10 protein-coding genes are annotated in these 11,331 nt (G+C 43.5%); 3 read left to right on the top strand and 7 right to left on the bottom strand.

Going from position 1 to position 11,331, the window contains the following annotated elements; genetic code table 11:
• The first annotated feature begins 452 nt into the window (after positions 1 to 452).
• Positions 453 to 944 (top strand): hypothetical protein, encoded by a 492-nt coding sequence (locus AAC006_RS13885; protein ID WP_339891674.1) that lies wholly within the window; start codon positions 453 to 455, stop codon positions 942 to 944.
• 293 nt (positions 945 to 1,237) lie between these two features.
• Here AAC006_RS13885 and AAC006_RS13880 read toward each other — a convergent pair whose 3' ends face one another.
• Positions 1,238 to 2,743: a serine hydrolase domain-containing protein gene (locus tag AAC006_RS13880; RefSeq protein WP_339891672.1), complete on the bottom strand. Its 1,506-nt coding sequence runs from the start codon at positions 2,741 to 2,743 to the stop codon at positions 1,238 to 1,240.
• 88 nt (positions 2,744 to 2,831) lie between these two features.
• Positions 2,832 to 3,881 carry a Gfo/Idh/MocA family oxidoreductase gene (locus tag AAC006_RS13875; RefSeq protein ID WP_339891671.1) on the bottom strand — a complete coding sequence of 350 codons (1,050 nt, stop codon included), beginning with the start codon at positions 3,879 to 3,881 and terminating at the stop codon, positions 2,832 to 2,834.
• A 261-nt stretch (positions 3,882 to 4,142) separates the two neighbouring features.
• On the opposite strand from AAC006_RS13875, the gene AAC006_RS13870 reads away from it, so the two are divergent.
• Positions 4,143 to 5,477 carry an MATE family efflux transporter gene (locus AAC006_RS13870; protein WP_244361148.1) on the top strand — a complete coding sequence of 445 codons (1,335 nt, stop codon included), beginning with the start codon at positions 4,143 to 4,145 and terminating at the stop codon, positions 5,475 to 5,477.
• A 128-nt stretch (positions 5,478 to 5,605) separates the two neighbouring features.
• Here AAC006_RS13870 and AAC006_RS13865 read toward each other — a convergent pair whose 3' ends face one another.
• Complete coding sequence (locus tag AAC006_RS13865; protein ID WP_013783003.1) at positions 5,606 to 5,851, bottom strand: DUF4235 domain-containing protein; 246 nt, start codon at positions 5,849 to 5,851, stop codon at positions 5,606 to 5,608.
• Positions 5,852 to 5,969: 118 nt separating this feature from the next.
• The gene (locus tag AAC006_RS13860; protein ID WP_126874060.1) at positions 5,970 to 6,137 is read right to left on the bottom strand and encodes a DUF1328 domain-containing protein; all 168 of its coding nucleotides are present in this window, start codon (positions 6,135 to 6,137) and stop codon (positions 5,970 to 5,972) included.
• 475 nt (positions 6,138 to 6,612) lie between these two features.
• On the opposite strand from AAC006_RS13860, the gene AAC006_RS13855 reads away from it, so the two are divergent.
• Entirely contained in the window at positions 6,613 to 8,673 is a 2,061-nt protein-coding gene (locus tag AAC006_RS13855) for a S9 family peptidase (protein ID WP_339891669.1), read from the top strand.
• Between the two features lie 194 nt (positions 8,674 to 8,867).
• Here the strand turns inward: AAC006_RS13855 and dkgB are convergent, their stop codons facing one another.
• From dkgB to AAC006_RS13840, 3 genes are all read right to left on the bottom strand, one after another.
• On the bottom strand, positions 8,868 to 9,692 hold the full coding sequence (gene dkgB, locus AAC006_RS13850) for a 2,5-didehydrogluconate reductase DkgB (protein ID WP_126874096.1): 825 nt from the start codon (positions 9,690 to 9,692) through the stop codon (positions 8,868 to 8,870).
• Between the two features lie 22 nt (positions 9,693 to 9,714).
• Positions 9,715 to 9,915 carry a hypothetical protein gene (locus AAC006_RS13845; protein ID WP_260563947.1) on the bottom strand — a complete coding sequence of 67 codons (201 nt, stop codon included), beginning with the start codon at positions 9,913 to 9,915 and terminating at the stop codon, positions 9,715 to 9,717.
• 64 nt (positions 9,916 to 9,979) lie between these two features.
• Positions 9,980 to 11,143, bottom strand: coding sequence for an MFS transporter (locus AAC006_RS13840; protein WP_126874095.1), 1,164 nt, complete (start codon positions 11,141 to 11,143; stop codon positions 9,980 to 9,982).
• Between the last annotated feature and the right edge of the window lie 188 nt (positions 11,144 to 11,331).

Raw genomic sequence — 11,331 nt, 5'->3', positions numbered from 1 at the left:
GGTGGAAGACCGAATTCATACCCTAAGTGAAGTGTTTGCTATTTAGCCCATAATCAACATCAGCAGGGGAGACAAAGTGCTAGGCGGTTACTGGGATAGCGCTGCGCCTGAATAGATAGATTTAGTGTCGCTTTACGCGAGTGAAGGAATAAATACCGTTAAGTAAAAATTAGACTTACGCACACATCTACTTTTAAAGGCAATCTCCAAGACCGGTAAATTTATCTGCATCAATAACCTAGTTCAGAGACGCCAAGTCTGTCATTTTCCATTTCTTCTATTTCTAAAGATGACTGTCTTGTTTAATAAACTATGGGCACCTTATGTGTCTATTGTGATATAACAAAATAGAGATGCAGATGAAGCCTGTCTGGAGTTAATGCTACAGCGTTATTTCTAATTAGAGTTGTTAACAAAATACGGATGTCAGGATTACCTAAAGGAGAGTAGGTTTGAGAATAAAATGTTTAGATTGTGGATTTTCAGAAGAAGTTAACTTAGATCTTTTCGTAAAAATCCTAGGTGGGGCTACCGCCGGTTTCGGGTTTTGGGCTTGGACAAGTTTTCTTTTTGCAGGCACTGGGTTCGCTATGGTGATTTGTGTAGCAATTATTTCGGGTGGCGCAGCGATGCTAGCTTATAAAAATGAAATTATAGATTGGATCGCCAACGAAGGCTATGAGTGTATTGGTTGCGGAAAGCAAAGGTGGACAGCTATATCTCCTGAAATGGAGAAAGAAATGGCTACACAAGAGCGGTATCAGCGTAAAAAAGAAGCTGAATCACTGCTCCAAACCAAAATTGATATAGCAGAACGTTCATTAAAAACGAAAGGTATTGAGTTTGAAAATATACAGGGTAACTGGATCATTTTAGAGCCTTCAGGAGACTTAAAACAGATAGCTAGCATAAGTGAACTAGAGTCTTTTTTAGCTTCGCAGTGAGTATGAAGTGGGTAATTGCCTACCATAACAGTATACGGAATTAAGACTTTCCTAGAGTTATAAATTAATAAAACTAAGTTTTTGAAATCAAAAAGGATGATGAACATGTTAAAGCTTTTAGGGTTAGTTGTATTAATATTGGGTTTCTTTTCACTGATAATTCACCCGGCTGTCGGTTTAGTAATGATGATAACTGGACTTCTTGTGACATGGAAAGCTGAAGGGGCTAAATAAAAAGAACTAAGAGACCAGAGTACATTATCTTCTAAAGTACTCTGATCCCATTTTTATTACTATTTCCTCTCCCCCCGAATATTACCATCCATCACTAGAATCTTAACGATTCCGTTGTCGTCAATATCAAAGCTAACACTACTGCCATTCTTGGCAAAAAAACGACCATCACCCTCATGAAAATACCTTTCATTTTCAATATAAGGTAAAGCGTTAAGCACAAAGCCGTTTTTTGCTTCCTTCAGTACAATTTCGACATCAACAGGGTCTGTTACCACGTAAGTACCAATATACTTACTCAGCTCTGTTTGGTTGATTGGCAATAACTTTTTAACTTCAGCTTGCGAATACCCCACATCCAATACTTCTTTTAGGCGAACTTCTAACTCGCTAATTAACTGACTACCGTTATCGCCGTTAGTCATAATGGCGTAGCCGTTGCCGGTATCTAACTCAAGATATAACTGCGACATAAAACCTTTATCTGCGCCACCATGGCCAAAGCCCAGAATTTCACCGTTTTTATCCATGTTGATAAAAAAGCCAATACCAACATTAGGTGCTTCATTGGTTGGCGTATTGTTGGTTAACATTTCTCGTGCAGTAGCTTGCGATATCCAATCTGTTTTTTGCCCCAAATACGCGCTACGAACGCCGCTTGCCATTTTCAACATGTCTGATGGCGTGCTCCACATGCCGGCTGCTGCAAGCGTAGCATAAGTATGCGCGCCTCCTTCTACTGGGGTACCGTCATCGTTGTAGGGCGTAGCCATATTGTTTGATAACTTAGGCGATATGGGCTGTTCGAAACCAGAGCGCGTCATACCTATCGGCGTAAACAAAAGTCGTTGTGCCATTGTCGGTAAGGGTTCGTTTGCTATGTCTTGCAAGGTAAGTTGAGCGAGCGTAGTGCCCCCACCTGAATAGCGCATTTGCGTGCCGGGTTGAAGGTCAACCACTACCGCGCTGGTATTAGCAGGCTCAACACCTTCTAACACTTGCTGCAAAGTAGGCACGGGTTCGCCAGCCGCGTAACCAGGAAAGCCATGTACTGTGGTGCCAGCCGTGTGGCTTAATAATCTGCGTAACGATACAACGTCTTGCCCAGTCCATTCATGTTCGGGCAATTGCCAGCTGGTAAGCAAGTTATTTACGTCGGTATCTAAATCAATAGGGTTATCTTGGCGGTACTTCATCAATACCGCTGCAAATGCGGGTTTAGAAATACTACCGGCCTGAAATACAGTGTCTTTATTCACAACTAGTCCAGAGGCTACATCTTTAACGCCATGTTCTAACGTCCAAGCGAGCTGCCCATTTTTCATATACGCGACAGAAACCCCTGGCACATTATAAAGGGCCTGCCGCTGGGCCAAAGATTGAAAATCAACCTCTTGCCCTTCAATTCGAATTCGTTCTGCAAGGCCGGTTTTCAAAAGGCTGGCTTCTTTTGACTCTTCAGCAGGAGAGGGGGAGGGCGGCAGGGTTTCAGGCTCTGCGCAGCCTAATAACGAAGCTAAGCAAAGTGAGAGCGTTAGCGCGGTTATTATTTTTCTTGTTTTCATTTAAGTAATCCATTACGTGTAGAAATATCAGAGTACGTTCCTAAACTTACCTCGTCAATCAGCCGCCATTAGGAGTTGAAGTGGCAGTTTAAACAAATTCTTTTTCACCACCTTTTGCCGCTGAACGATAAATTGCGTTAAGCAACGCAATAGAGCGGCGACCTTCGAAACCATCTACCAATGGTTTAGTGCCGTTTTCAAGCGCATGTAAAACATCTTCAAAATTTCTTTGGTGCCAAACAAAGTCGATGGCAGCTGGGTCGGCTGCGCCAGCGCCGGCTTCGTTTTCATTAAGACCATATTGCTGTCTAATTTCATTGTCATGTTCACTTTCATTAGCGAACTCCCACAGCCGGAATTTGTCATCGCTCATGAAAACAGAACCCTGCGAGCCGGTAATTTGTATTTCTGCCGGATGTCCGTTTTTAGACCAGCACGCGGTAGACCCTTGAATTACGCCCAGCGCGCCACTTTCAAACTCCACCATGGCGATACCCACATCTTCTACTTCTATTCCCTCATGGGCCACAAGCCTAGTTTCTGCCCGTACGGATTTAACGTCGCCCATTACGTAAAGTAATAAATCGATGGTATGGATAGATTGGTTCATTAACGCGCCCCCGCCGTCTAGCTTCCAGGTGCCACGCCAAGCGCCGCTTTCATAGTACTCTTGAGTTCGCCACCATTTAATATAGGCATCAGCCATGGCAATGTTGCCAAATCTACCTTGCGCTAACGCCTTTTTAAGTAGCTGCGACGATGCATTGAAACGCCGGGGGAAAATGCCCGCTAACATCACATTATTTTCTGCACATACGGCTATCATCTCATCCACTCGTTCGGCGGTCACTTCAAGGGGCTTTTCGCAAATAATGTGTTTACCCGCTTTGGCTGCAGCAGATATGGGCTCTAAGTGAAACCCTGATGGTGTGCATACAGTAATAACATCAATATTGGGGGAATTTATAAAAGAAGCATAATCGTCAAAAGGTGTGCAGTTATGTTTCTGTGCGAAGGCGTTCGCTTTATCAGTTGAACGTGAATAAATCCCTGTTAGCTCTGCATTAGGTATAGCGTTAATAGCCTGAGCATGAAAATCCGCAATCATGCCAGCGCCGACAATGCCAAATCGATACATTCCTTGTTCCTTTTTTAAACAGTTTTCAAAAAGTATAGGGAAAGTTAGCGCTGTAGACTAGCTTTTAAATAAGGAGGGAATAAAGGGAGTAGGAATAAAGGGAGCAGGAATAAAGGGAGCAGGAATAAAGAGGGAGGAGTACATTAATTCCTAAATTCACACTGATCTCATTCTCTTACCGCATTATTAAAACAAAACTTTTCCAGCGGGCTTAAAAGTCGGTATGTTATTGCGGGTATTCGTTGTAGCCGAGGAAGCTAAATGCAAGAAGCCACCAAATCTGAACCATCGTTGACAGAAGGCGCTATTGTCGGCCATATGGTGCGGCTTGCTATCCCGGCATCAACGGGCATGATCTTCAATACACTGTATAACCTGACCGACATTTGGTTTGCGGGCTACTTGTCAGATAATGCACTTGCCGGTTTATCTATCGCGTCCAGCGTTTTCTTTCTACTGCTGTCTATTGGTATTGGCATTCAAACTGGGGCTTCTGCAATGATTGCGCCGGGGGCGGGTAGGGGAGAAACCCACGAAGTGAAAGGCTGGCTAGATAACGTAAGCGGCCTTGCCATTGCCTTTAGTGCGGTGTCGTGTGTAATAGGATTTTTTGCGGCGCGTCCGTTGGTGGTTTTACTTGGTGCTGAACCTCATATCGAGCCCCTTGCGATGGAATATTTATGGGTAACGTTAGCAGGCTCGGTAGGTTTCACCTTCTCTTTCGGGGCGGCCGGCGCGTTAATGGCACTAGGCGATACCAAATCTAACCGAAATGCACTCATGATTGGTTTCTTTGCCAATTTTGGCCTTAACCCCTTCTTTACTTTCGTACTCGACTTAGGGGTAAGCGGTATAGCGCTAGCCACCGTTGTGATTAAGTTTGCCACCGCGTTTTACCTGTTCCGGGTACTGATGAAGCGTTTAAATATATCGGTAATGCCCACTTTTGATAAAGAGCGTTGGCAAAAGCTACTTAAACAAATTGTGCCCGCTAGCTTCAATATGCTCACCATTATTTTAGGTGGTTTTATTACTGTGGCACTTATCGGTCAATTTGGTAGCGAGCATGTGGCCGGGTATACCGTTGGCCTGCGCCTAGAGCAGGTGTTGTTGCTTCCAGCGTTAGGGTTAAATAGCGCGGTAATGGCCATAGCGGGTCAGAATATGGGCGTAAATAAATACGACCGGGTAGATGAAACGTACCGCAAGGGGTTACTAATCGGTTTCTTTATGGCGGTAGTGTCTATTCCCGTTATGTATTTTCTATCGCCGTTGGCAATGAGCCTTTTTACTAACGACAGTGCCATTAAAAATACAGGAATAACGTACCTTAGAATTGATACATTAGCTTTTTATGCGTACGTGGTTTTGTTTCAAAGTGTGGCTATATTGCAGGCAATGCAAAAGCCTATGTTTCCCATGTATTTAGGTATAGCCCGTCAACTTGTTGTGCCCGCCTCAATAAACTATGTGCTGATTGTAGTGTGGGGCTACCCCATGGTGTCCATGTTCTACACCATTGTTACTGTCGTTATTTTAAGCGCCATCATTGCTTTCTTTTATACCAAAAGAGAGATATACAGGGTTAAATTATGAATTAGCTTGTATTCAATCTTGCAGATTTATTTAACAGATGTGTTATGGGAACAGGTCGCAAAAATTAACCAACGTTTCGATACCTCTTATAAGTGCTTATACTTTTAAGAGGTATCAATTTGGCAGTGTTATTTCGACTGGCGTTTGTCCAGCACATATTGAACGGCCATTCTGGCAACGCCTGCTCCAATGCCTGATACTACAGCCCAGGTTACGGCCTCTTTAAGGTCTGTATTTTCACTTTCTTTGTCTTTCGGGGCGGGGTCGTTAGTTACTTTTTCCCACGACTTTTGAAGCGTTTTTCTCGCTAGAATTCCTGCAGATGCAGCGGCAAGACCGATACCTACGTTCGTAATGCGTTGTTTGTTGCTCATAATGATCTCCATTGATGAAGCGTAAATTAAAAAAAACAGCCATTAATCAAATGACTAATGGCTGTTAATTACAGACTCTCGCAAAGTCTTAAAACCAATTTTTTACTTCGGCTTTCGTTTAACTTTTGCCTTTAACCATATTCATAACAACTGAAATGATCAGTAGGATAACGAAAACACCGAATATAATTTTGGCGATACCCGCTGCAGAACCAGCAATTCCACCAAATCCTAAAACTGCTGCAACTAATGCAACTACTAAAAATATTAAAGCCCAACGTAACATAATGTATCCCTTCAGTTTGTGAGTTAATGTGAGTTAGTTATGGAGTTGCAAACCACAGGCCTACTTTGCCAGATTGTTTTAAATTGTTGCTCAAAATAGCGGCAGAATGCGGCTTGTAGCCCGATTTTATCGAGAAAAAGAAGTGCGTTTTTTGCGCCGTAATATATGTAACGACTAGAGAGGATGACTATTTTACCGAATAAAACTGTAAATATTTCTCGAATAAAGGGCGCTATTTCCTTAGGTAGCTACTGTCTTGCTTTCTGTCACCTAATATCAAATGGTTTGCATACGCTCGCAAATTATTACAAACGGATGTCTTGAGGGGATGCAGCATTTATAGCGAAATACGTTAATTCGCGAAGTATGTTGTAGTATTTGTTTATCTGTGACTATATTAAAAGCTACTACACAGGGACAAAGGTTAAGCCAAGTAGTATTGGCCCATATACAAGGCTATCTACAAGGAAAGAAAATGAAAAAGATCATTTTTTGTGCGTTCATGTTGGGCGTGCTTTTTAACTTACCCGGTTGCGTTACCCAAACAAAGCAAACATCCCAAAAAGCTTCCGATTTATCTAACCCACAAACATTGCCGCCAACGCTTATCTCCAGAGAAGTTTTATTCGGCAATCCAAGCCGCTATCAAGGGCGCGTCAGCCCAGATGGCAACAGCATGAGTTTTAGAGCGCCAGTAGATGGTGTCATGAATATTTGGGTTGGCAAAATTGGTGATTTCGACAGCGCGACCCCCGTTACGCAAGATTCAGGACGCGGTATTCCTCTTCACTTTTGGTCATTAGACAGTCGATATGTATTTTTCACCCGAGATAAAAATGGGGATGAAAATTGGCATTTGTATCGAATAGATTTAGACAGCGGTGACATAAAGGACTTAACTCCTTATGACGGTGTGCAAGCTAGCCAGATGGATCAGAACGCGGCATTTCCAGGCATAGTTGTTGTTGGTATGAATGACCGTGATGCAAAATGGCACGACGTATATAAGGTAGACGTCGCCACTGGGCAGCGTAGCTTAATTATTCAAAACGACGGTTTTTCTTATTTCGTGCTTGATAATAAGTTAAACGCGCGTGTCGCGGTAAAGACGGCAGAAGATGGGGCAAGCCATGTTTTTATTAAATCCTTTGATGAATGGAATCCTTGGTTTGAAGTTTCCTTCGCAGATTCATCATCTTTTAATATTCTCGGTTTCGATCAACAGAATGAAGGAATATATATGATAGATACGCGGGAGCGAAACACTGCGGCCCTCGTATACCTACCAGTAGGAGACACAACTCCTACTTCCATTGCTAGTAGTGATAAAGTAGATGTAACAAATGTACTTTTTCATCCCCGTACCCATAAGCCAATAGCTTATGCACTAAACTATATTAGGCCTGAATGGCACGCCATAGATGATGCTCTCATTGACCCCATTCAACAGCTGAACAGCCAATTAAGTGGCGGCTCACAAGTTTTAGCGCAAACAATTGATAGTTCTCTTTGGACTGTATTTACTGATCAAAGTAATCAATCACCTATTTATAAAGTATTTGATACTACAACCGGTGAATTATCGGACTTATTTATTACTCAGCCAGAAATTAATAACCTACCTCTTTCTGTTATGCATGGCGTGGTGATTCCATCACGAGATAATCTAGATTTAGTGAGTTATTTGTCTATACCCTTGGAGGCAGATCCTAACCAAGACGGCAAAGCAGAGCGCGCTTCCCCATTGGTTTTATTGGTACATGGCGGCCCTTGGGGGAGGGACGAATTTGGCTTTAACCCTTTAGCGCAATGGTTAACAAATCGAGGGTACAGCGTGTTACAAGTTAACTTTCGCGCTTCAACAGGCTTTGGTAAAGCGTTTTTAAACGCAGGAAATAAAGAATGGGCGGGTGCCATGCACAATGACCTAATTGATGCGAAAGAATGGGCAATAGAGCAAGGTATTACATCGAATGACCAAGTCGCCATTATGGGAGGAAGTTACGGCGGCTACGCTACGCTAACCGGGCTCACTGTTACCCCAGAAGCATTCCAATGTGGCGTTGATATTGTTGGGCCGTCAAACTTAATCACCTTGCTCGACTCTATACCTCCTTACTGGGAAAGCTTTCGTCAGGTGTTTTATCATGCGATAGGCGATCCAAATACTGAGGAAGGGTTAGCTCTGCTTAAAGCGCGTTCGCCTATCACTCATGTGGACAAGATAGAAAAGCCTTTACTCATTGGACAAGGAGCGAATGATCCTAGAGTAAAACAAGCGGAGTCTGACCAAATCGTGGAAGCGATGAAAAAGCGTAATATTCCTGTAACGTATGTGCTTTACCCCGATGAAGGACATGGTTTTAGCAAGCCTGAAAATAACCTTTCATTTTATGCCGTTGCTGAAGCTTTTCTAGGCACGTGTTTAGGGGGGCGAATAGAACCGATAGGTGATGATTTCAGTGGCTCTAGCATAGAGGTTGTTCATGGAGCTGAATTCATTCCAGGTTTGGCCGAGCATTTAGGCAGTAAATAAATCGCCAAATCAAAGGGGCAGAGTATATTTTTTTCAGAAAAGTACTCTGCCCCCATTTCTTTTAGCTAACAGTCACCACTGCTTTTTGTTTGGCTTCTTTAGAATAACGAAGCGCATCGTTGAGGTTTTCAAAAGCAAACACTTGGGGTATTTCTGCCAAACCTTCGCTTGCATAATACCTATCTAATACCTCTCTAATCCCACTCTGGGGCAAAGTCTGGTGTGGCCTGACGATCGCCGCAGTCTAGTGCGTCAATTTTTGCAATGTCTTCTGCGTCAAGCGTTAGCTCAAGTGCTTTGAAATTGGTTTCCAAGTTCTTACGTTTGGTAGACGATGGAATAGTCACAAGGCCGTTGGCAAGCTCCCAAGCGACTACCACTTCAGCCGCGCTCACCCCATGCTTCTCTGCAATGGCAACAATGGTGTCGTCTTTTAACACTTTGCCTACGGCAAATGGCATGTAGCCGGTAACAACAATGCCATGTTTTTCACACGCAGCTCGCACCTTAGTGTTGGTCAGATATGGATGAACTTCAACTTGGTTAGTGGCAATAACACCTTCACCTAAAATACCTACGGCTTGTTCAACTTGAGCCACCGTAAAGTTAGAAATGCCGATTTCTTTGGCAAGGCCTAACGTTTTCACTTTTAGTAACTCACCTAAGTATTCTTCCATGCTTTCACCGTTTTCTGGTGACGGCCAGTGAATAAGCAGTAGGTCTACGTAATCTAGCTGAAGTTTCGCCAAGCTTTCTTTTACGCTGTCAACAAAGCTCGCTTTGTTTAGCTTATCGTTCCACACTTTGGTGGTAACGTATAAATCTTCACGTGCTACGGCACTGTCTTTAATAGCCCGGCCCACGGCTTCTTCATTGCCATAGATTTGTGCGGTATCAATGTGGCGGAAACCTACTTCTAGCGCCATCGTCACGCTGTTATATGCTTCTTCGTCTTTTAAACGAAATGTGCCTACTCCCAGAGAAGGAATTTTAGTCTGCGACTGATTTACGTTAGGCATAATGCCTCCTTGTTAATTTCCGTTACCAATGAAAATGCGGTAGCACGTGCTCAGCAATTCGCTGCATTGCGTCTTCAACCGGCAGCGTATTTCGCCTGAAGTGAAGGCCAATATGGTTAACGCCCGCGCTTTTCATTGCCTTAAGTTCTTTGATAAGCCCGTTTACGCCAGTTTCAACCCCGAATCGGTGGCGTTTTATCGGCGCTTCGTCGTCTTCAACCAAATTAAGGTGGATAAAGCTAACGTAGGGTTTATTACCTGCAACTTCCCGCCATAAGGCTACGCGTTTAATGTGATCGCTTATCTAAGTAACCGCTGTACCTTGTTACCACTAACGCAGACACAGAAATAGCAGCGCCTATCCATGCGGTATCAGATAGCTCCATGCCCTCTACAATGGCACCGCCAACAATTGAACCTACCGCAATACCAATGTTGAACGCTGCAATGTTTAGCCCTGAAGCCACATCTACCGCATTTGGTGTGAATTTTTCAGCCAGCTGCACAACATATACTTGCAGGCCAGGTACGTTTCCAAATGCAAATGCACCCCACACTAGAATAGTAATTACTGCAGCAATTTTGTGACCCATGGTGAAGGTGAGGGCGAACAAAATAATGGCTAGAGCGCTGAAGATAATAGTGAGCGCGCGAATAGGGCCTTTTTTATCAGCTAATTTACCGCCATAAATATTTCCAACAGCAACTGAGGCACCGTAAACCAGCATGATCAAGCTAATCGCAGAAGGCGCAAACCCTGATTCTTGTTGCAAAATAGGCGCAAGGTAAGTGAACGCGGTAAAGGTGCCGCCGTAACCTAAAATGGTCATTAGGTATACCAAAACTAAACGGGGCTGAACCAATACTTTCATCTGCTCGCTTAACGTAGCAGGCTTACTTTGTTTTAAGTTATTTGGCACAAGTAACGCGCTGCCAATAAGCGCAATAGTGCCTAAAGCAGATACCACTAAGAATGTGGCTCTCCATCCATAGCTTTGTCCAATCCATGTGCCAAGCGGTACACCTGTTACCAAGGCAACGGTAAGGCCAGTAAACATAATGGCAATGGCGCTGGCTTCTTTTTCTTTAGCAACCAAGCTGGTGGCGATAGTAGAGCCAATTGAAAAGAACACACCATGGGCAAGGCCAGTTAAGATACGCGCCAGTATTAGGCTTTCGTAACTAGGTGCTTGCCAGGCAAGAATATTACCGGCAACAAACAAAGCCATAAGGCTTAACAGTACGTGTTTTCTGTTCCATTTACCGGTTAACGCAGTTAATACGGGCGCGCCAATGGCTACGCCCACAGCGTAAAGGCTAACGAGTAATCCCGCGCTGGGTAGGGTTACGCCAAGATCTGACGCTATCGTGGGCACTAACCCCACAATCACAAATTCGGTAGTACCAATAGCAAACGCACTTAACGTTAACGCAAATAATGCAATAGGCATTGTTAATCCTCACAAAGATGGCTCAAAAGAGCTGTTATTTAAGTTCATACAGTGTGACGATAATTTTGTTTGCGAAAAACAGCACTAATGACAAAACACTTTTGCGATTTTTGAAAATATAAATGGTGGGGTTAGAGTCTGAGGTATCCCCACAAATAATATAGCAAAATCAGTGAGATAAAAAAGAA

Origin of the sequence: uncultured Alteromonas sp. (assembly GCF_963976965.1) — a bacterium.
Lineage (GTDB): Bacteria > Pseudomonadota > Gammaproteobacteria > Enterobacterales > Alteromonadaceae > Alteromonas > Alteromonas naphthalenivorans.
Note: the sequence above shows the minus strand (reverse complement) of the source record. Positions and strands in the feature narration are given on the sequence as shown.

Coding starts and splice junctions, on each gene's coding strand:
- AAC006_RS13880 (WP_339891672.1), bottom strand. CDS start 2,743: ATGAAAACAAGAAAAATAATAACCGCGCTAACGCTCTCACTTTGCTTA.
- AAC006_RS13875 (WP_339891671.1), bottom strand. CDS start 3,881: ATGTATCGATTTGGCATTGTCGGCGCTGGCATGATTGCGGATTTTCAT.
- AAC006_RS13870 (WP_244361148.1), top strand. CDS start 4,143: ATGCAAGAAGCCACCAAATCTGAACCATCGTTGACAGAAGGCGCTATT.
- AAC006_RS13865 (WP_013783003.1), bottom strand. CDS start 5,851: ATGAGCAACAAACAACGCATTACGAACGTAGGTATCGGTCTTGCCGCT.
- AAC006_RS13860 (WP_126874060.1), bottom strand. CDS start 6,137: ATGTTACGTTGGGCTTTAATATTTTTAGTAGTTGCATTAGTTGCAGCA.
- AAC006_RS13855 (WP_339891669.1), top strand. CDS start 6,613: ATGAAAAAGATCATTTTTTGTGCGTTCATGTTGGGCGTGCTTTTTAAC.
- dkgB (WP_126874096.1), bottom strand. CDS start 9,692: ATGCCTAACGTAAATCAGTCGCAGACTAAAATTCCTTCTCTGGGAGTA.
- AAC006_RS13840 (WP_126874095.1), bottom strand. CDS start 11,143: ATGCCTATTGCATTATTTGCGTTAACGTTAAGTGCGTTTGCTATTGGT.